The organism is Arcanobacterium canis, assembly GCF_029625435.1.
GTDB lineage: Bacteria > Actinomycetota > Actinomycetes > Actinomycetales > Actinomycetaceae > Arcanobacterium > Arcanobacterium canis.
Genome location: NZ_CP121208.1, coordinates 1,095,391 through 1,115,428 on the forward strand (window position 1 = coordinate 1,095,391; position 20,038 = coordinate 1,115,428).

General features: G+C 51.3%; 17 protein-coding genes and 3 tRNA genes. 7 read left to right on the forward strand and 13 right to left on the reverse strand.

Annotation, left to right across the window (positions count from 1 at the left end):
• Window positions 1–188 precede the first annotated feature (188 nt).
• Window positions 189–1,610, forward strand: a complete 1,422-nt coding sequence (gene uxaC, locus P7079_RS04965; protein ID WP_278012188.1) for a glucuronate isomerase — start codon at window positions 189–191, stop codon at window positions 1,608–1,610.
• 160 nt (window positions 1,611–1,770) lie between these two features.
• A complete protein-coding gene (locus tag P7079_RS04970) occupies window positions 1,771–2,787 on the forward strand; it encodes a LacI family DNA-binding transcriptional regulator (protein WP_278012189.1) in 1,017 nt (338 codons plus the stop codon).
• A 130-nt stretch (window positions 2,788–2,917) separates the two neighbouring features.
• On the opposite strand, the gene P7079_RS04975 is transcribed toward P7079_RS04970, so the two are convergent.
• From P7079_RS04975 to P7079_RS04985, 3 genes are all read right to left on the reverse strand, one after another.
• The gene (locus P7079_RS04975) at window positions 2,918–5,572 is read right to left on the reverse strand and encodes an immunoglobulin-like domain-containing protein (protein ID WP_278012190.1); all 2,655 of its coding nucleotides are present in this window, start codon (window positions 5,570–5,572) and stop codon (window positions 2,918–2,920) included.
• A gap of 312 nt (window positions 5,573–5,884) precedes the next feature.
• Window positions 5,885–5,957, reverse strand: a tRNA-Val gene (locus tag P7079_RS04980).
• 79 nt (window positions 5,958–6,036) lie between these two features.
• Window positions 6,037–6,441, reverse strand: a complete 405-nt coding sequence (locus P7079_RS04985) for a DUF3052 family protein (protein ID WP_278012191.1) — start codon at window positions 6,439–6,441, stop codon at window positions 6,037–6,039.
• A 253-nt stretch (window positions 6,442–6,694) separates the two neighbouring features.
• Here P7079_RS04985 and aceE point away from each other — a divergent pair, with 253 nt between their 5' ends.
• The 3 genes from aceE to P7079_RS05000 all read left to right on the forward strand — a co-directional run bounded on the left by aceE (window position 6,695) and on the right by P7079_RS05000 (window position 13,190).
• The gene (gene aceE, locus P7079_RS04990) at window positions 6,695–9,433 is read left to right on the forward strand and encodes a pyruvate dehydrogenase (acetyl-transferring), homodimeric type (protein WP_278012192.1); all 2,739 of its coding nucleotides are present in this window, start codon (window positions 6,695–6,697) and stop codon (window positions 9,431–9,433) included.
• 173 nt (window positions 9,434–9,606) lie between these two features.
• On the forward strand, window positions 9,607–11,379 hold the full coding sequence (locus P7079_RS04995) for an ABC transporter ATP-binding protein (protein ID WP_278012193.1): 1,773 nt from the start codon (window positions 9,607–9,609) through the stop codon (window positions 11,377–11,379).
• Window positions 11,376–13,190 carry an ABC transporter ATP-binding protein gene (locus tag P7079_RS05000; protein ID WP_278012194.1) on the forward strand — a complete coding sequence of 605 codons (1,815 nt, stop codon included), beginning with the start codon at window positions 11,376–11,378 and terminating at the stop codon, window positions 13,188–13,190. The genes P7079_RS04995 and P7079_RS05000 overlap by 4 nt, the downstream gene beginning before the upstream one ends.
• A 30-nt stretch (window positions 13,191–13,220) precedes the next feature.
• Here the strand turns inward: P7079_RS05000 and P7079_RS05005 are convergent, their stop codons facing one another.
• Window positions 13,221–13,847 (reverse strand): L-threonylcarbamoyladenylate synthase, encoded by a 627-nt coding sequence (locus P7079_RS05005; RefSeq protein ID WP_278012195.1) that lies wholly within the window; start codon window positions 13,845–13,847, stop codon window positions 13,221–13,223.
• 74 nt (window positions 13,848–13,921) lie between these two features.
• Here P7079_RS05005 and P7079_RS05010 point away from each other — a divergent pair, with 74 nt between their 5' ends.
• Window positions 13,922–14,347 (forward strand): hypothetical protein, encoded by a 426-nt coding sequence (locus P7079_RS05010; protein WP_278012196.1) that lies wholly within the window; start codon window positions 13,922–13,924, stop codon window positions 14,345–14,347.
• A 416-nt stretch (window positions 14,348–14,763) separates the two neighbouring features.
• Here the strand turns inward: P7079_RS05010 and P7079_RS05015 are convergent, their stop codons facing one another.
• The 7 genes from P7079_RS05015 to P7079_RS05045 all read right to left on the reverse strand — a co-directional run bounded on the left by P7079_RS05015 (window position 14,764) and on the right by P7079_RS05045 (window position 18,353).
• A complete protein-coding gene (locus P7079_RS05015) occupies window positions 14,764–15,270 on the reverse strand; it encodes a DUF3145 domain-containing protein (RefSeq protein WP_278012197.1) in 507 nt (168 codons plus the stop codon).
• Between the two features lie 195 nt (window positions 15,271–15,465).
• Complete coding sequence (def, locus tag P7079_RS05020) at window positions 15,466–15,954, reverse strand: peptide deformylase (protein WP_278012198.1); 489 nt, start codon at window positions 15,952–15,954, stop codon at window positions 15,466–15,468.
• Between the two features lie 73 nt (window positions 15,955–16,027).
• A tRNA-Asn gene (locus tag P7079_RS05025) sits at window positions 16,028–16,099 on the reverse strand.
• Between the two features lie 97 nt (window positions 16,100–16,196).
• Window positions 16,197–16,697 carry a hypothetical protein gene (locus P7079_RS05030; protein ID WP_278012199.1) on the reverse strand — a complete coding sequence of 167 codons (501 nt, stop codon included), beginning with the start codon at window positions 16,695–16,697 and terminating at the stop codon, window positions 16,197–16,199.
• Window positions 16,697–16,936 carry a hypothetical protein gene (locus P7079_RS05035; RefSeq protein ID WP_278012200.1) on the reverse strand — a complete coding sequence of 80 codons (240 nt, stop codon included), beginning with the start codon at window positions 16,934–16,936 and terminating at the stop codon, window positions 16,697–16,699. Before P7079_RS05035 ends, P7079_RS05030 begins: the two co-directional genes overlap by 1 nt.
• A 32-nt stretch (window positions 16,937–16,968) precedes the next feature.
• Window positions 16,969–17,493, reverse strand: a complete 525-nt coding sequence (locus P7079_RS05040) for a hypothetical protein (RefSeq protein ID WP_278012201.1) — start codon at window positions 17,491–17,493, stop codon at window positions 16,969–16,971.
• Window positions 17,494–17,756: 263 nt separating this feature from the next.
• Window positions 17,757–18,353 (reverse strand): hypothetical protein, encoded by a 597-nt coding sequence (locus tag P7079_RS05045; RefSeq protein ID WP_278012202.1) that lies wholly within the window; start codon window positions 18,351–18,353, stop codon window positions 17,757–17,759.
• Between the two features lie 91 nt (window positions 18,354–18,444).
• Between P7079_RS05045 and ybaK the strand changes: the two genes are divergently transcribed.
• Complete coding sequence (gene ybaK / locus P7079_RS05050; RefSeq protein ID WP_278012203.1) at window positions 18,445–18,939, forward strand: Cys-tRNA(Pro) deacylase; 495 nt, start codon at window positions 18,445–18,447, stop codon at window positions 18,937–18,939.
• On the opposite strand, the gene P7079_RS05055 is transcribed toward ybaK, so the two are convergent.
• Both P7079_RS05055 and P7079_RS05060 read right to left on the reverse strand, forming a co-directional pair.
• On the reverse strand, window positions 18,936–19,805 hold the full coding sequence (locus tag P7079_RS05055) for a hypothetical protein (RefSeq protein WP_278012204.1): 870 nt from the start codon (window positions 19,803–19,805) through the stop codon (window positions 18,936–18,938). The two genes, ybaK and P7079_RS05055, sit on opposite strands and share 4 nt — an antisense overlap.
• A gap of 111 nt (window positions 19,806–19,916) precedes the next feature.
• A tRNA-Ile gene (locus tag P7079_RS05060) sits at window positions 19,917–19,990 on the reverse strand.
• Window positions 19,991–20,038 lie beyond the last annotated feature (48 nt).

Here is a 20,038-nt window from a genome sequence, read left to right on the forward strand (position 1 = left end):
CATAGATCGCTCTTGGGTGTGGAGGTATAAACCCTCCGCCTTACCTCCACACCCGCTCTTCGATATTTATTCGCATTTACTTACTGGATTTACTGAGCTTACTGGATCTGCTCGATTTACTAGGCGCTGAGAACGAATTTTCGCTCTCCCCACCTACTAGCTCATTATTTGTGACAAGGACGTTTCATATGACTAACACACTTTTTCTCGATCCTGATCGACTTTTTCCCGCTGATGAAAAAATTCGCGGACTTGCCCGTGAACTGTACGAATCTGTGAAAGATTTGCCTATTGTTTCTCCTCACGGCCATGTCAATCCCAAAATGTTGCTTGACAATGAGCCTTTTTCAGATGCAACGAACTTGTTCTTGACCTATGACCATTATGTATTCCGTATGCTTCACTCAGCGGGGGTAGATCTGGCCTCAATCGGCGTTGGAAAATCAGATCCCGTCGATCCGCGTGCTGCCTGGCGTATCTTTTGTGAGAATTGGCGTCTGCTTGACGGCACCGCATCGGGTTACTGGCTCACACACGAGTTTGTCACCTTATTCGGAATTGAGGAAGAGCCATGCGCCGAAAACGCAGATAAGCTTTTCGACATTATCGGTGCGAAGCTCACAAGTGATGAGTTCCGACCGCGCGCCCTTTTTAACTCTTTCCCCATCGATGTGTTGGCAACTACCGACGATCCTCTCGACTCTTTGGAATACCATGCCGCTCTTGCAGCCGATGAGACGTTCACGGGGCGCGTGATTCCAACATGGCGCCCGGATCCTTATGTCAATACTCGTCAACCGCAGTGGCGCTCGCACGCACAAGCCCTGACTGCGTCAGTTGGCTACGATGTTGATTCTTTTGACGGCTACCTTGAAGGTTTTCGCGCTTCACGTGCTCGTTTCATCGAGCACGGCGCTGTCTCTGCTGATTTTGGTGTTGCTCATCCACTCACCCTCGATCTCAACGACGATGAACTTGGTACCTTGTACCGTAAGGCGGTCAATGAAGGCCTCACTGCGCATGAATCGGATGTTTTCGAAGGGGCAATGTTGTTGCGCTTTGCAGGTATGAGCGTTGAGGACGGCCTCGTGATGACAATTCACCCAGGGGTTTATCGTAACCACAACACTGCCGCTTTTGAGACTTTTGGGCCAGATACCGGCCACGATATTCCCCTCCAGACTGAGTACACGAAGAATATCCGTCCGCTTCTTGAAAAATATGGAAATGATCCGCGCCTTCACCTGGTGCTTTTCACCATTGACGAAACGGTGTATTCTCGCGAACTTGCTCCCCTTGCCGGCTTCTACCCGTCAGTTTTTATCGGTGCTCCGTGGTGGTTTATTGACGCGCCAGATGCAATTTTGCGTTTTAGATCCGCGACGACGGAGACTGCCGGTTTCTCACGCGCTTCGGGGTTCATTGACGATACGCGTGCTTTCTTATCAATACCGGCACGCCACGATATGTCACGACGCCTCGATTCGGTATTCCTCGCACGATATGTGGTTGAAGGGCGCATTTCACGCAGCAGCGCGTTCTACTGGATCAAGGCTTTGACTTCCGACCAGCCCCGCAAGGTTTTCAAGTTAGATTCCGTTTCACAGTGACTGCGGTAATATACACCGTTCATAAAGTTCCTGTGCGGGCAATAATATGCTTCGCACAGGAACTTTGCTGCGATTTTCAGCACCGCAAACCCCGTTCTGCTTTCATTGTTACTATGTAAATGTTCAATGCAGAGCTAGATGAGAACCTGGAATTTTTGTGATGAGAAAAAAGAATGCCACGATTTACGATGTGGCCAAAGCAGCAGGAGTTTCTCCTTCAACAGTTTCTCGCGCATTTTCAAACCCTGCGCGTGTATCAACTGATAGCGCGGAGCGGATTTTCTCAGCTGCTCGTGAACTTGGTTTCCGTTCCTCTGGCGCCTCCTATGCAAGTGGAAATAAGGCCACTCATGTGCTGTGTCTCATGGTTGCAGATATGGCTAATCCCACGTTTGCAACAATGTATCGGGGTTTCCATAAAGCAGCTGACGAAAACGGTTACGCTGTGGTGATTGCTAATTCAGATGAATCAGGAGCTATTGAAGCCCACACACTGCGCAAAGTACTTCCCGACGTCGATGGTGTTGCCCTGGCCTCTTCACGATTAACTCCCGCCGCAATTCTTCAGGTGGAAAAGATCAAGCCGCTCGTATTAATGAATCGTTATCTCGATGGGCACACGTGTATTGTGCCTGATACCGCTGGTGGAATGACTGCGGTGTGCACAGAGTTGAAAAGACTTGGACACACGAATGTTCTGTATCTTGCAGGCCCAGAAATGTCGTGGGCAAATGCGATGCGCTGGCGTGCGCTCCAGGATCAGTGTCACGCTAATGGGCTTACGCTGACTCGAACAAAGTTCTTATCCCCTGATCTTCACGGTGGAGCAGACGGCGCACGTATTTGGAACCGATCAATCACCTCGGCAGTTGTCGCATACAACGATCTGATGGCTTTTGGTTTCATGCGTCAAGCACACAGGCTTGGGGCGAAGATTCCGTACGATGTTTCAGTTATTGGGGTTGACGATTCCTCGATTTGCGATATGGCAGATCCCGAACTCACATCGTTGAGTACCGGAAGCTTCGAGATTGGATACAAAGCTGCAATGTTCCTTATCGCACAAGCCACGAATCGCAGCAGGAGAGAACGTACCACCATCGTCGTCCCGATGTCCCTCCACATGCGCGCAAGCTTGGGTCAGGCCAAAGGCGGTAGGGACGATAGCGAAATGTGAAGCGCTCCTTGCAAAAAGAACTGAATGCAACAGTTTTTACAAGGAGCGCTTCAATTCCACATCTGTTGAAGCGTCATTGATGCGATAAGGCAACGAAACCTGATAGGGAATCTATAGATGTGATCGGAACCTAAAATATTGGTGTCCAGTAAAACACAGATCTGTTATGCACTACCTCTGGTGACAGATCCGGTCCTTGATCAGGAGCGTCTTGAGATTTCTGCTGATTGGCGGAGATTTTCTCAATGAAATCAGCAAATTGAGCCTGGTGCGGTCCGCGAAGCATCGCAAATGCCTTGCGCACTTGATTCTTTGTGCCAAGATCTTTGTAGGGATCGGCAAGTATCTCATCGCGAACTGAATTTTGATAATTGCGAATCGTCTTCACAGCCGGTTCTTTGAGCTTTTGGTAATACATCTCCCGTGCTTGATCTTCATTTTGACTAGTAAGGCGCAAACCATAGGGCTCAACGATATAGGTCGTCGTTTTCGTCTTGGGGTTCAAGCCGGCAACCACAGTATTCGTATTCTCATCGAAAACTGTTACATTTCCTGGAGCGTGATGGGAAACCTCAATACGATAACCTTTTTGCAGCGAAATGTTCTTCGTTCCTTGACTGTGATTAAAGTAGTAGTTTCCATCGCTGGCTTTCGTCACTACCTGTGTATCAACAAGGACACCTTTTGTGTCAAAAATTTTCACAGCCGGTGCCGCATTGCCCATGCTTGATCCACGGAAGGCAATCTTTGCACTCTTCATATCCCGCGCAAACTGTAATTGATAACCGAAAGTGTGGTAGATACCAGCTAGTCGTAGCTTCAGATTGGGAAGAATCTGTGAAGAAAATGGACGGTAGACATACTTCACTTCAGACCCAGTATCTTTAACATCAACCCAGTTATATCCTGATTCATAATCGGAAAGAATTGGCAATTGCAAAACATAGGTTCCAACAGGAATCCCTGTGAAGGTGGCTTTAGCGCCAGAAATCCTCGCCGTCGCTACAGTCTTATCGCCAGACTTGAGAGAAACACTCTTGCCTTCAAGAAGCTGGGACTTATCGATCTCGAATCTCACAGTCAAAGAAGAGGCCACATCAGGGAGATCTTTATTCTTAACAACTTGCCAGGTGCGCTTTGAACTCATGGTGGATTTCGCTTTTGCCAAGTTATCGCCGTTCAGAATCTCACCGAGCATATTTGCTAGTGGAAGATCGCGGTCGTAGAGAGCAGATTTTGTTGCATCTGAAACCCTCAACCCCCATTTTTCAAGGTACGGAATAACGTTAACACCGTAAATCGCGGCGATTGCGCGAGCATAGACATCCTGATTATCATAATCGCGCCCTGCATTTACTTCGCTGCGATACCACTGGAAAATCTTTGCGTAAGTTTTGAGTCCTTCAAAACCATCGAGAAGGTTAACCACAGCATACAGCCGCTCAGATGCTCCATCGTAGGCACCGCTACCATAGTTGGAAAAGTTCTTGCCCTTATCGATGCGCAACTTATTAGCCTTGACATCTTGATCGTTCATATTAAAACCGTATGGGCCGTGGAAGTAAACAGACGGAGTTTGTTGAATGTAATGGGCAAAAATATTGTTCGAGGTTTCGTTTAAGAACATTTTTCCCTGTCCGAACCTGCCTTGATAGCCGTGGCCAAGTTCGTGCAAACCTCCCCAATTCATCTCGTAAAATGAGGCGGCATCTGCATTGGAAATACCAACGTGGTCTTCGCTGTAGTAAGCAGCCCAACCATTGGCTCCAACGGGGCGAATCGTATAGCGTGTGCGCACGTTTTGGTCTAATGCATTCGATGGGTGGAGCGAAAGTCCGATTCCACTATCCATCATCTCAATGACGTTAGCGTAATACTGTAGAAACTGATTAAGAGTTTTAAATCCGCGTTTAAAAGTGGTGAGTTTAGATTCAGCAGAAATTCCAGTTAATACACTGACATAGTCATTTTCGACGACGGCGTACTGAGCGCCCGATTTCTTCCATTTAGTACGAAATTTTATCTCTTCATCACCAGCTCGGTAGTAATTAAGCATTTTTGCAGACGAAGGGTAACGCAATGCAATTCGATACGTCTGGGAAATATCGGTGGCATCTTTGGCAAGTTCTGGCGAATAAACCTGTGGAACACTCGGATAGGACTGTCCATTCTTGACATTTTTCAACGTTGTCCAGTTACCACCTTTTTTGAGCGTGATCGTGGATTCTTGCCCTTTGTTAGCCGTTAAGAAATTCACTCGCAGATCTGGTGACTGACCGATGATACGTGCCTCAATGGTGTCGTTAGCAGCTAAGTAGAGCCCGATGTGTTGGCGATCCGAGCGATCCCCACGATTAATACCAACAGAGCGAATATTCCACGTATTGGGACGGGCATAGATATCCCATTCTACCTCCACCTGAGCCTGTGGATCCCCAACAACAGTGACGGGAACTGTGCGCTGTGCGCTATTGCCGTGCGAATCTGTAACGGAATAGTTGAGCGCATATTCCCCTGCAATACTAGTGTTGACATTTGACGAAGATGTCACCTTTTGTGTTAGATCCCCGTCTTCAAAATCCTTTACGAACGAGCGAAAACGCGTATCAGATGGATCGAAAGGAAAACCGCGTGGAAGCGTAATTTTTGCAGCTCCATAAAACATCGGTTCTGCCTTCGTACTGTAATAGTGCGGCGCAGGAGTATCCGCGTTTGCGGCAAGAGGGGCAACAAAACCAGTAAATCCTAGGAAAAAAGCTAGGACGAACGAGAGAACCTTTGTCATCAGTATCCAATCGTCGATGTGACCTACCGGACAATTCAAACAAAAAGGAGGAATGTCTGACAAATAACTTAACAATCCCAAATACAACAAACATGGTCCATACAACAAAAAGGGAGTATTTTATCTCAATAAATAATGTGTTAGTTATATCACGGTTCGGTGTGATACGGCCTCGAAAGAGTGATCTGAACCTATAGCCTACCCCAACCTGACACGTAAGCCTGCCCCTCCCCCTAAGCGTAGACTTACAACCTCCGCTTAGGCTGAAAGAAATCACTAAAGCCGGGTCAGCATCATGCTAACCCGGCTCTGTGGACCCTACCGGGCTCGAACCGATGACCTACGCGGTGTAAACGCGTTGCTCTACCAACTGAGCTAAGAGTCCGTCAACGATATTACGGGACAGATATGCTCTTTCGGTAGCGAGATCAAGAAAAAGTGATCTATCTTGCTTTAGCGACTTCTTACTTTCCGCGAGCAGCAATGCGGTACAGCATCCAATCAGATTTCAAACCGTGGGAAGAAGTAGCGTTCATTCCTGCTGTACGAGCGGCTTCATCAACATCCGTCGCATTCACATGGCCTGCCACACCACGTGCGGGGATCGCAAGCCAGATAATCGATGCGCCCTCAAGCGATGCCGCACAATCAACAAGGTAATCCGTAAGATCGTCCGTATCGCCATCATCACTACGCCACCACGCGAGAACCGAATCCGCAACGGCCGTATAGTCTTCGTCTTCCATCGCGGAACCAATGGCCTCTTCGATCAGATCTCTGAGATCGAAATCGACGTCGTCGTCGTAACCAAACTCCTGCACAATCGCACCCGATGAAAAGCCCAGCTCGAGCGCTGTGGTTGTTGACACGCTTGTTCTTCCTTCCTGCGCGCTATTTGACACCTCATTTTAAGTACTTGAGCACCGTCAGTGCGAGGTGAAACGTATGCCAACCCCTCTCAGCTACCCCTTCCAGGCCGGAAGTCCCTCTCAACGTGACCCTTGTCCCACAACGATTTATCCAAATGACTAGGGCTAAAGACCCGAAAAAGGTAAATTGGATACTAGCGCACCGCAATATGCGTTGCGGTGATACCCGAAGACAAGAACAAGGGAGATAAACGTGAGTGAATCATTGGATAGGCCCACAATTGACGGCCTCCTGAACCAGGTTCCCGATTCCGACCGCGAGGAAACCCGCGAATGGCTGGAGTCTCTGGATGGCATGATCGACGCCAACGGCGGCGAACGAGCAAGCTTCATCCTGAAGGAGCTCAAGGCTCGCGCCGCTTCACGCGGTGTTGCAACCACCGATGACCTTAACACCCCATATGTCAACACCATTCCCGTTTCCGAACAGCCACAGTATCCGGGTAACGAAGAACTCGAGCATGAGTTCCGTAGCTGGACCCGCTGGAACGCTGCCGTTATGGTGACCCGCCAGCAGCGCGATGGCATCCACGTTGGCGGACACATTTCCTCATTCGCCGCTCAGGCAACCCTCTACGACGTAGGTTTGAACCACTTCTTCCGCGGCAAGGACAGCGAAGACGGCGGCGATCAGATTTTCTGGCAGGGGCATTCCTCGCCGGGTAACTATGCGCGCGCCTTCCTTGAAGGCCGTCTGAGCGAAGCGGACCTGGATTCATTCCGCCAGCAAGCATCACGCTTCTCGGGCGGACGCGGTATGCCGTCCTACCCGCACCCGCGCCAGATGGACGACTTCTGGGAGTTCCCGACAGTATCCCTGGGTCTTGGCCCGATTTCTGCGATCTACCAGGCATGGTTTAACCGTTACATGCTTGAGCGCGGCATCAAAGACACCTCGAAGCAGCATGTATGGGCATTCCTGGGCGACGGCGAAATGGACGAGCCCGAATCGCGTGGTCTGATCCACTTCGCCTCCTACCAGAACCTCGACAACTTGACTTTCGTTGTCTCGGCGAACCTCCAGCGCCTCGACGGCCCCGTCCGCGGCAACGGCAAGATTGTCCAAGAACTTGAAGCAGAGTTCCGAGGCGCCGGCTGGGATGTCATCAAGGTCCTGTGGGGCCGTGAATGGGACGAACTGTTCGCAAAAGATAAGGACGGCGCCCTCACGTCGTTGGTGAATAACACTCTCGACGGTGATTTCCAGACTTTCTCTGCAAACGACGGCGGCTACTTCCGCGAGAACTTCTTCGGTCGCGATCCGCGCACGAAAGCGCTCGTCTCGGACCTGTCTGACGATCAGATCTTCGGTCTGCGCCGCGGTGGCCACGACTCTGAGAAGATCTACGCCGCGTACAAGCGCGCAATGGATACCAAGGGCAAGCCAACCGTGATCCTCGCCCAGACAATCAAGGGCTACGAACTCGGTTCGAACTTCACCGCTCGTAACGGCGCACACCAGATGAAGAAACTCAACACGATGGACCTTCATGGTCTGCGGGAGACTCTGGGCCTGACCGATATCCCGGAGTCGTCACTCGAAGATCCGTTCAACGCTCCGTACTACGTACCAGATCACAACTCCGAGGCGTGGAAGTACATCATGGATCGCCGTGCAGCACTCGGAGGCCCGCTTCCCAAGCGCGCTCCCTTCGTCGGCGGCGTCGAGCTTCCGGATGCCAAGCACTACGATGTGTTGAAGAAGGGCTCTGGAAAGCAGGAAGTCGCCACCACGATGGGGTTCGTGCGTCTCCTCAAGGAGCTCATGCGCGACAAGAAGTTCGGCCACCGTTTCGTGCCGATCATTCCTGACGAAGCTCGTACTTTCGGCATGGAGGCAATGTTCCCCACGGCCAAGATCTTCAACACGCGCGGCCAGGAATACACTGCTGTGGACCACGACATGCTCTTGTCCTACAAGGAATCTACCAAGGGCCAGATCATGCACACCGGCATTACAGAGGCTGGCTCGGTGGCAGCGTTCCAGGCAGCAGGTACGTCCTACTCAACCCACAAGTACCCGATGGTGCCTGTTTACATCTTCTATTCGATGTTCGGATTCCAGCGCACTGGCGATCAATTCTGGGCAGCAGGCGATCAGTTGACGCGTGGCTTCATCCTCGGTGCGACGGCTGGCCGTACGACGCTCACCGGCGAAGGCCTGCAGCACATGGACGGAAACTCGCAGGTCCTTGCGTCAACTAACAAGGCGATCGTTTCCTACGATCCGGCTTACGCCTACGAGATTCGCCATATTGTCAAGGACGGCATCGAGCGCATGTACGGTGACGGTAGCGACGGACGCGATCAGAACGTCATGTACTACCTCACTGTCTATAATGAGCCGATCCACCAGCCAGCTGAGCCGGAAGACGTCGATGTTGAGGGTATCCTGCGTGGTATCCACAAGATTGACCAGGCCGAAGGCAATGGTCCACGCGTGAATCTTCTCGCTTCAGGCGTCGGTGTGCCGTGGGCACGTGAGGCTCGCGAAATGCTGAAGAACGACTGGGGCGTTGACGCCAACGTCTTCTCCGTGACGTCGTGGTACGAATTGCGTCGTGACGGTCTGGAAGCTGACGAGCATAACTTCCTCCATCCTGAGGAAGCTCCTCGTGAGGCTTATCTACACGCCAAGCTCAAGGGCGAATCGGGCCCGTTCATCGCGACGTCTGATTTTGACAAGCAGACACAGGATTCGATCCGCCCATGGATGCCAAGTGACTACTACGTCCTCGGTGCCGACGGCTTTGGTATCTCGGATATGCGCCGCGCTGCTCGCCGCCACTTCTTCATTGATTCAGCATCGATGGTAGTCCGTGCGCTTCAGGCACTGGCTGATCGAGGCGAAATCGATCGTTCTAAGATCGGCGAGGCCATCGCGAAGTACGACCTCTTCAACCCGCAGAAGGGTACGTCTGGTAAGGAGTAGTCCTCATCAGGAGTAAGTGAGGCGTAGCTAGATTCCCCAGCTACGCCTCACTTTTATCTCAGTTCACGATCCCCTGTTGTGTTCGCCATCATCAAAATTTAGAGGACACATTGCACGCCAAACGTCTTGATAAGCGTAGGCTTGGCCGATAGGATTTCGAGAATTGAGGAAATGTGACTTTATTGCGCATCGTGCGGCAATTTATGGTGGGCCGCATACATTTGGTTGCCGCGATTGTCGCGCTACAGCTGGTGCAAATCGCCTTTAGCCTGTGGTTACCATCAATCAATGCCACGATCATTGACGACGGAGTGCTCGCTGGACACACACAGCTCATCTGGACACAAGGTCTTCTGATGCTCTTGGTCTCGTTGCTCCAGATTACTGCGATGGTAGGGGCAATTTATATTGGATCAAAAACGGCAATGGCCTTTGGTCGAGATCTGCGCCGCGGAGTGTTTACTCATGTGCAATCTTTTTCCGCCACAGATGCCCATCATTTTGGTGCGCCGTCACTGATCACTCGTGCAACAAATGATATTCAGCAAATCCAGATGGTCATTCTCCTCACCTTCACCATCATGGTGATGGCACCGATTATGGGCGTTGGAGGCGTGGTCATGGCAATTCGTCAAGATGCTCCGCTTGCTTGGGTTTTAGCGATCGCTGTCCCCGTTCTCTTCATCATTATCGGATGGGTCATGGCATACCTCGTCCCGACCTATCGCGTCTTGCAAGAACGAATCGACGCCATCAATACCCGGTTACGCGAACAGCTCACGGGAGTGCGAGTGATCCGAGCATTTGTTCGACAGAAAGCTGAACGAGACAAATTTGATCAGGCGAATAGTGATCTGCGCTCAACGTGGTTAAAAATCGGCTTACTCTGGGCAGTCTTGATCCCATCGTCTCAACTTGTCGTCGGTCTTTCCTCAACCGCCGTCGTGTGGTTCGGAGGCCACCGGATCGCATCAGGACAAATGCAAGTCGGCGCATTAACTGCCTATATTTCCTATCTCATGATGATTTTGGTATCCGTCATGATGAGCGGCATGATGGCAATGCTCCTTCCGCGAGGTGAAGTTTGTGCAAAACGTGTCAACGAAATTCTCCAAACCACACCATCGATCGTGGCGCCTTCCACCCCTGACCGCCTTCCGGACGGGGCTGTGACGTTCGAGTTCGATCACGTCGGTCTGCGATACCCCGGCGCATCAGCCTCTGTCTTCGATGACGTGTCCTTCACTGTGGCACCGGGAAAGACAGTGGGTATCATCGGCTCGACCGGATCAGGAAAAACATCACTTTTACGTCTCTTCCCACGAATGATTGACGCCACAGACGGCGAAATTCGAGCCGGAGGTATCCCCATCAAACGGTTGGATCCTGCTGAGCTTCGCCAACGCATTGCCATGGTCCCACAAAAAGCATTCCTCTTTTCTGGAACAATCGCGTCAAACGTTTCCGGCCACATTCGTACTGGCCACAAGTACGACGCTGAGCGTGTCACCACAGCGTTGAAAGCAGCCGATGCATGGGAATTCGTCAGTAAGCTCGCCGACGGGCTCGACGCAACGGTCGAATCCGGAGGAAAGAACTTCTCTGGTGGTCAGCGTCAACGACTGACCATCGCTCGCGCAATCTACAAAGCGCTTCCAGACGCATCTGGACTTCTGGGAGCAGACATCATTCTTTTCGATGACTCCTTCTCTGCTCTTGACTACGCAACCGACGCCCGTCTGCGCGCAGCACTTCCCCACTATCTCACTAGAGTTGGAGTGATCATCGTCGCTGCACGCGTGTCTACGATCCGCCACGCCGACGAAATCCTCGTTCTCGACGGCGGCGGCGTCGTCGGTAAAGGCACCCATGAGCAGCTCAGCGCTACATGTTCTGTCTACCAAGAAATCGTTCATTCACAAATAACCCAAGAGGAGGCGGAATGAGAGGCGGCCGTGGAGCAGCAGCTCCAGATTCGAAAGCACGCGATACCCTTGGCGCTCTCAAACGCCTCACACGTATGCTCGGCAATGAAAAAGCACGAATCATCGCACTATCGATTTTGATCCTTGCATCCGTAGTCAGCCAAGTTTTCGCGCCTGTCTTACTCGGTGCAGGAACGGACATCGTCGTCGATGGGATGAAAAACGGCGCGGGCGTGGACTTTTCCGCCCTCGGATACACGCTAGCCCTCGTCATTGGACTCTACGTTTTCTCTGCGGTGACAAACTTTGTCGGTGGCGCCCTCATTCGCGTGACGATTCAGAACCTCGGCAAACGACTTCGTTCTGAGGCTCAGTCGAAAATCGATCGGCTCTCCCTGAAATGGATCGATGCCCAACAGCGTGGCGATCTCCTCTCACGCGTGACCAACGATATTGACAACATCACCCAAACATTGATGCAAACTTTCAATAACCTGTTGTCATCTATTTTTGCTCTCATCGGCATCCTCGCTGTGATGTTCACCCTGTCGTGGTCACTGTCACTAGCTGCTCTCGCGGTCTACCCATTGGGGATGGTGGCAACGATTGTCATCATGAAACGCGCCAAGCCTCAATTCAGCAAACAATGGCACGCAATGGGCGATGTCTCAGCGATCGTCGAAGAATCATTTACCGGTGCCGACGTCGTCACTTCGTTCAATCTGCAGGACGAGTTCGACCGAGTGTTCGACGAATCGAACGACAAGCTTTTCCAGGCCAGTTACCGCGGACAAGCGCTCTCGCAGCTCACACAACCCGTGATGGGATTCGTATCAAATCTGTCATTCGTCGTTGTGGCAATTTACGGCGGATTTCAGGTCATCACCGGTCAAGTAACCATCGGCGGCATCCAGGCGCTCATCCAATACACTCGCCAGCTTAATCAACCGGTCGCTCAAGTGGCATCGATGGCCAACCTCCTCCAATCTGGTGCCGCCTCAGGCGAACGCATTTTTGATTTCCTCGATACGTCAGAAATGGACCGCGATACGGACGCGGCCTACACCGATCTTGTCGATGTTAACCACCGACGCGGCGAAATCGTCTTCCACGATGTCCACTTCGGCTACGAGCCGGAAACACCTGTGATTCGCGGGCTAAACCTCACTGTGCGCCCAGGACAACAAGTCGCCATTGTGGGGCCAACAGGTGCCGGAAAAACAACCCTGGTGAATTTGCTCATGCGCTTCTATGAAATTGACTCCGGGCAAATCACGATCGATGGCGTATCAACACGTGACTTTACAAAAGATTCATTGCGTCAACGCATCGGCATGGTCCTTCAAGATACGTGGCTCTTCGAGGGAACCATCGAAGAAAATATTGCTTACGGTCGTGATGGCGCAACTCACGCCGACGTCGTCGCAAGTGCCCGCGCCACCGGCATCGATAGATTGGTTGCGCAACTTCCCCACGGGTATGACACACGTATTGACGACGAAGGAAACAACATTTCCGCTGGTGAAAAGCAACTTTTAACAATTGCGCGCGCCTATATCTCTGACCCGTCAGTGTTGATTTTGGACGAGGCAACATCGAGTGTCGATACGCGAACCGAGATGCTTGTTCAAAAAGCCATGAATGAGTTACGCACAGGACGAACATCATTCGTTATCGCACACCGGCTCTCCACTATCCGCGACGCTGACCTGATCATCGTCATGGTCGAGGGTGATGTGGTGGAGATGGGCAATCATGACCAGCTGCTCGCAGCAAAAGGTGCGTACTGGGATCTCTACCAGTCACAATTTGCCGGCTCCCCTCGTGATTGAAAACCGCGGGATTCTCAATCACGAGGCAGCTCATTCACGGATAAACATCGACAGATCGCCGGCTCCCTCGCGCAAAATTGTTGCTTGACCCGATGACAAATCAATAACCGACGTCGGACGTGGTTCATCGATGTCACCATCGATCACTAGATCTACCCGATCACCGAGCTCATCTTGTACTCGCCATCCTTCAGTGAGGAGTTCATCGCTTCCTGGGAGAATAAGCGTCGAGGAAATGAGGGCCTCCCCCATGCCCGCCAGAATAGTTTGGGTGATGTGGTGGCGAGGGATTCGAGCCCCGACTGTGGATTTTTTGGAGTTGAGAGATATTTTTGGAACCTCTTTAGTGCCTTTAAAAATAAAAGTGTAGGGACCGGGCGTGAGCGATTTGACCAGTCGGAAGAATCGGTTGTCAACGATGACAAGGTTTCCTAACTGCGCAAAGTCATGGCATAGCAGAGTGAAATGGTGGTTTTCTCCCACACCACGGATCTGTCGGATGCGCTCAAGCCCCTCCTTGTTTCCCATTGTGCATACGAGCGCATACCCAGAGTCTGTCGGCATCGCGATAACACCCGAACCACGAAGACGATCGACAACTTTTGACACAAGGCGTTCTTGAGGATTGTCAGGATGAATTTCAACTAGGCGCGACATTGCTTTCCTTTCATCAGATACCTCTACATTACTCGGTTTTACGAAGCCTAGCTCGCGTGCAATAGAATGTTGATATGGAACAAGCAATGTCACGAGTTCGCCTCGCTTTTAAGCAATCTGCCCCAGAAATTGAGGATGCAGAGCTCATTCTTAAAGCTCGTCTTGTTGAGGATCTCGGTCTTGACACACTTGCCAAATGGCAAGTGGCATATGCAATTGAGAGGATAGCTCGGGTTGAGCTCCTTGATTCGCAGATCGATCATGCTGCCACTGTCAAAGATTTTGTTGCACTTGCAGTTTCTGATGCTCCACTTCCACAAGAAATTCAGGCATCAGCGAACTCGGATCAAGAAGACTGCGGCAATACTTCTCTTCCGTCGGTACCCCGTGACATTGCTGGCACGTCTGAGCACACCGACGACAGCAATGTTTCGCCAGGTCAAACAGCCGAAAATCTGGAAAAAGAACTTGCAAATTTAGCAGACTTCTTTAAGCGTTAATGTCAAGGCGAACGCATGGGTAGTACTACCCATGGTGAAGGCTTTGTGCAGATCATGAGGTCATCGATATGCTTATTTTGTCGCAAACGGAAGAGCGAAAGAGACATCTCCCGGTTGTCTGTCCGGGGCTTTGACATCTCACCGTCATGACAGATGTCTCGATTCAGACGCAGGTCTTGTGTGCGTGGATCTGTGTCTGTTTCTCGCGATCACGCGAGAAAGGCAGCAGCTGAATGTGCGTTAAACAGCTGCTGTTCGCCGATCGCGCCTTTGAGAGGGGCATCTCACTACTGCCCCTCTCAAAGGGCAGGTGATGGGGAATATCAACAACTCCCAGAAAAATGAGTGGCTAGTCGATCACCACCGACTGGCCACTCAATCATGATATTTGCGCGGAGGCAGCACATCACATCTTGTTAACCGACTCGATGGAGCCAGCGCACAGGTGCTCCAGCTCCGGCGTAGCGGAAGACTTCTAGCTCATCATCCCATGCTTGTCCCAGAGCAATGTCAAGAAGTCTGCGAAGTTCATCGGCATCGCCAGCCGAATTCTCGATTGCAGCCCGGATACGGTTCTCAGGAACGACAACGTTTCCTAGCTGATCTGTCTGCGCATAGAAAATACCGAGACCAGGCGTGTGCGACCAACGACCACCGTCGGAAATCTGGGACGGCTCCTCGGTGATTTCAAAGCGTAAATGTTCCCATCCTCCTAGGGCTGAGGCAAGCATCGCACCCATGCCAACTTCGCCAACCCAGGAGACCTCTGCGCGGTTCATTTGTGGCAGGGCAGGTTGCTTCGTCCACTCGAAATGGACGGGATATCCAAGCACGCTAGTGACCGCCCATTCAACGTGAGGTTGAACAGCCGGTGTGACCGAATGAATGAAGATGACACCACGAGTGGTGTGTTTGTTTTTCACTGTGACCTCCTCTAAGTGAAATTCCCCTTAACACTTCAAGGCGTCACATAGTCAAGAATGCCACAATTGAGGTCCGAAGTCACCCTAATTACAGCGCTTCCTCTCGCGTTACCAAGAGCAGTAACAATTGCAAAATACGGAATACGTAAGAGCGCTGGGCGGCTGCATGTCGAGTAAGAATGACCTCAATAATTCTCATGAGAACTTTCTGATTTCTGCGAGCGCTTTCTTGCGAGTCTTTCGATCGAGACGATCAATGTAGAGGTGACCGTCGAGGTGGTCCACTTCATGCTGGATGAGTCGTCCCCAGATTTCTTCGCCTTCAATGACAACCTTGTTGCCATCGAGGTCTATCCCCTCTGCCTTGGCATACCAGGCACGCTCGCAGGGGAACCACAGTTCAGGAACTGAGAGGCAGCCTTCATCACCATCTTGGTACTCCTCAGTGGAGACCTCGACAATTTCAGGGTTGAGGATGTATCCGCGCTGACCATCGATATTCCATGAGAATGCCCGATACGACACACCGATCTGGTTCGCAGCCAAACCAGCACGGCCAGGTTCATTCACAGTTTCCATGAGATCACCAACCAATGCTCGGATGCCGGGAGTAATTTCTGTGATCGGTTCACACTTCGTACGCAGAACAGGATCACCAATAATTCGAATATCGCGATAAGCCATGCGACAAGTTTAGCGCCCGCGACGCAGGTAACAAAAAGGAAAACCTCGGCTTTGCCGAGGTTTTCCTTTTCTGCTCCCGCGACTGGATTCGAACCAGTGACCGTCCGATTAACAGTCGGATGCTCTACCACTGAGCTACGCGGGATCGCAACGAGTAATAGTTTAGCGACTTTTTATTCGGATGACAAAATGAATAATCGCGACTTTTTGGCTTAAATACGCCACCTGTGTCGCACGTCACTCTACAGATTTTTGGAGAGCGGTAAACCGACAGCTTCGCGAAGTTCAGTTTCCACATCATTCAACGCATCGATATCACTTGCTGGCACCTGTCCTCGTGTGAGAATTTCGGTGAAGAGTTCCTCATGACCATTTCGGCGCACCTGCCCTCGCGCAACACTTCCACTCGGGAGTTCTCTGACAACCTGGTAAATAACAGATCTGTCGATACGCTCACGAACCATCGTCACTACACTGTGGTCCGAACCGTCAACAAGTTGGAGCGTAAGCGGGGCTGTTTGTCCCCGTTCCGTTAGGACGAGGATAAGCTCTAACTTTTCCTCGTTCCAGCGACCGTATTCGAATTCGCTCCACTCAAATACTTCCTGCGATGTCTCGCTCACAATCGCCATCATCGTCGGCCATGCTGCAACCCATCGTCCATCTGCCAATGGGGCGGCCGACGTCGGCCTCTGAGGAAAAACTTTTTCGATAAACGAAGGAATATTTTCACGCCTGAACATCACACCACCTCCCAGTTCTGGCTATAAGAGACCGCAGAGTTTGTGTGCGAACGCTTTTCTGATATCGCTCGCCCAGAGAAGAAACCAAAAATCAGTGTGACTATTGCGAGCACTCCAAAAATAGCGAAGATGAGGCGCTGTTGTTTTTTAAATTTCGCAGCGTCCTCCTCCGACAGATTTTCTTTTGCTTGACGATACTGTTCTCGAAGATTCTTCGGCGGGGTCGGCTCGTTGCTCATATATCTCTCCTTGTCAGTCGATATTTCCCACCTTACCGTGTCTCTTCGCTACGAGTGAGGACAGCTTCCGCTTCCGTAACACGCAATGTTTTCCCCCGAGCAAGCGTATAGGCGTGAGTGCCGAGCCTCCGTGACTCTCCCCCGACACTAACGTCAACTACCCATTCGATCTTTACTGAGGGCATATAGTTCCCGGGTGTCGAATAAGGCCAATGCGCATCTCCCCGTGGCCATGTTCCACCTGGATTCTCAGTAGAGAATTGGCGGCCGTCACCAAGATCCCACGTATAGCCAATAGGCTGAGCGCGCAAGCGAACAGAAACTCCGAGAACGGAAACTGTTTTCTCTAAGGCACGCGCTGTTGTGGAAAAGTAAACGTCTTTATTCACTAGTGCATTACGGGCGGGTTGCCAGGTAATCTTGCCTGGTTGAAGAAATTCAACTACTCGGGCATTGAGATATTGAACCACGTCATCGACGCTCGGCGATTTTGCACTCGCAACATCATCTCCGCATACCCTGCGAATTGTCTCTTCTGGGACTGCGTTGATACGCAATCTCCACAAGCATGAATCTTCATCACGTCGTTGGACACCAGGGATTAGTGCAAGCGGATTATTTTCCCAACGCGCATCATGCACCAACTTTTCAAAACGGATCTGTGCCTCTGATTTCGGTACTGCATTTTTGCTATGTCTGACTCTTGGCCGAGTAACGGCACCTCGTAGATCGACATATACGGTACTGTCATTCGCAATATTCGCATCCCACTTTGGTACTTCAATGTGGAAGCAAGAGCATACGATAAGAAGTTCAGCAATCATTTTACATTCGTCCCGAAAGCTTCTGGCTTCGCAATACCCCACGAAACAACACGTATTTGCTTGCCATCTACTTCAACAGCAATCGTGACTGTGTGACTATCTGGTTTCAATGAGTGACTCTTTGTGGGTTCATATTCGGTATATTCTGATCGATTAACAAGATAATCGAGCCTATACACATCTTCGTATTCTGAGGAATCAAACACAGCGCTTTTCTTTACCTCGAAATCGACCTTGGACCATTGGCCAGGTTTTGTTCGCTTAACCTCATCCCGAGTTTCATTACAAAACTTACATCCTTTAGCGCTTAGCTTCTCCCACAGCGAGGGATCTCTAGTAGCCATGGTGTAGCTGTACACCTTGAGTGCATAGCGGCCAAACGCCTCGAGATCTTGGCGAAGTTCACCCGTCGGAGTGAACTGAGGTTTGTCAACCTTCGGGCGTGGCGGAAGCGTATACGTCGGCGTCGGCGATGCTTTCGCTGCTGATGGGGATGTCGCGGAAGCTGATACCGAGGAGCCGGCACTGGGTGAGCCTGAGCAGGCGGCAGTGGCACAAAGCAAACAGATAATAGTGGCGAGTACTCTTTTCATACCTCAACGCTAACAAAGCCGTTGTTTTCCAACGCAAAGTTATCCACAGCCTGTGTCAACGACACATCGAAAACCGGCCTACAATAAGAGTATGGCCAAGAAGAAAAACGGTGGAACCCCTGCAATCGATGTCCTTGTCAACACATCGACTTCACATGAGATCTTCGAATACACCCACTCGCGACAAATGAGTGACGGGTACGCACTCGATACGGCTCAGATCCTCGGCGTTGATCCGGCAAGCGTTTTTAAAACCCTTCTTGCACTTGTCGATGGCAAGCCGACGGTCGCTGTTGTCCCGGCCAACCATCGTCTGAATCTCAAGTCACTGGCGAAAGCAGTACATGGCAAGCGGGCCGAGATGATGGACCCTGCGGCAGCTGAACGTCTGACAGGGTACGTCACGGGTGGGATCTCTCCGCTGGGCCAGCACAAAAGGCTCCCCACGGTGATCGACGCCCACGCTCAAGAATTACCGCAAATGATTGTGTCTGGAGGCAAGCGGTCGATCTCCGTAGCACTCAACCCAACCGATCTCGCCTCCCTCACGCGAGCAGTATTTGCACCGATTATTGACCACGCTTAAGGGTGATCATTCTGCCCGCTGTGGCTATCTGGGCTGTATAGCTGCTCATGCTCGTGAAGTAATCGCCGTTGTTCTTCTTCGGCTCGCACACGTGCTTCTTCTTCAGCTTGTGCCCGCTCAATTTCATCGATGACCATCGCAGTGTCGCCCGTGAGTTGATTAATCTGATCGATTGCATCACGAATCGTATTCGCCCGATCAGTAATCGCCTGCGCATCCTGCCGCGTTTTTCCTGAATCAGACATATCTAATGTGGCCGCTTCATCGACAGCTTTCTTGAGGTTCTCGTAGGCGCTGTGGACTTGCTCGAATGTTGCGAGCGCAGGTGTGCGTTCGACACGCGCTAGTTGCTTGATAGCACGCGAACGAATCACCGACAAACCAGTTTTCATTGATGTCATGAGACGGCGAGCATCAGAAAGTGCCGACGCTGTCTGGACTTCTTCTATCCGCTCAGCAATTTTCGCAGCTTGTTGTTTGACCGTCTCAGCGGCCTGCGTAATCGCGGCGTTTTGTTTCGTCAATTGCTCAAGATCAGTGGTGCTCATGCAGCGAACCGTGATTCCGTTGACGCGTTGCAAAGTATTCTTGGCGGCGATCAGATCTGACGTGATTTTGACAATCCCTGGACCCACATCAACGCTGGCCGCATCTTGTAAAGCACGATCGGCTTCACGTACACCCTCGGCCGCCGTTTCTTGAGATTTTGAGGCGAGGGAGACTTGCGTTGAGCAGTCACGAGCAAATTTCCCCGAGTCAGAAAAGAGATACGCGACGACGGCGGTGCCGACGACGACCAGGAACAACATCGACGCAACAAAAGTCTTCGCCGTCGATTTGTGTGGCGATTCGGCCTGCGACGTCATATGAGCCCCTCTCTGAGAATTACCCTTCCCAGTCTAACGATCAAATGCTAGTGGGATAAAAATCTTCCCTCAAAATCACAAGCCGGCGCCTCTGACGAGACGCCGGCAATGTGCCCCCACCAGGACTTGAACCCGGGACCAAAGAATTATGAGTTCCCTGCTCTAACCATCTGAGCTATGGGGGCGCGGATAAGATATTACCCGATCACCGAATTTTTCCCTATTCGAGGCGC

Bases quoted from the DNA above. Each gene is read 5' to 3' on its own strand.
- P7079_RS05010 (WP_278012196.1), top strand. From the start codon at position 13,922: ATGGAACAAGCAATGTCACGAGTTCGCCTCGCTTTTAAGCAATCTGCC.
- P7079_RS05005 (WP_278012195.1), bottom strand. From the start codon at position 13,847: ATGTCGCGCCTAGTTGAAATTCATCCTGACAATCCTCAAGAACGCCTT.
- P7079_RS05055 (WP_278012204.1), bottom strand. From the start codon at position 19,805: ATGACGTCGCAGGCCGAATCGCCACACAAATCGACGGCGAAGACTTTT.
- P7079_RS05035 (WP_278012200.1), bottom strand. From the start codon at position 16,936: ATGAGCAACGAGCCGACCCCGCCGAAGAATCTTCGAGAACAGTATCGT.
- P7079_RS04975 (WP_278012190.1), bottom strand. From the start codon at position 5,572: ATGACAAAGGTTCTCTCGTTCGTCCTAGCTTTTTTCCTAGGATTTACT.
- P7079_RS04970 (WP_278012189.1), top strand. From the start codon at position 1,771: ATGAGAAAAAAGAATGCCACGATTTACGATGTGGCCAAAGCAGCAGGA.
- P7079_RS05000 (WP_278012194.1), top strand. From the start codon at position 11,376: ATGAGAGGCGGCCGTGGAGCAGCAGCTCCAGATTCGAAAGCACGCGAT.
- P7079_RS05045 (WP_278012202.1), bottom strand. From the start codon at position 18,353: ATGAAAAGAGTACTCGCCACTATTATCTGTTTGCTTTGTGCCACTGCC.
- uxaC (WP_278012188.1), top strand. From the start codon at position 189: ATGACTAACACACTTTTTCTCGATCCTGATCGACTTTTTCCCGCTGAT.
- def (WP_278012198.1), bottom strand. From the start codon at position 15,954: ATGGCTTATCGCGATATTCGAATTATTGGTGATCCTGTTCTGCGTACG.
- P7079_RS05030 (WP_278012199.1), bottom strand. From the start codon at position 16,697: ATGTTCAGGCGTGAAAATATTCCTTCGTTTATCGAAAAAGTTTTTCCT.
- ybaK (WP_278012203.1), top strand. From the start codon at position 18,445: ATGGCCAAGAAGAAAAACGGTGGAACCCCTGCAATCGATGTCCTTGTC.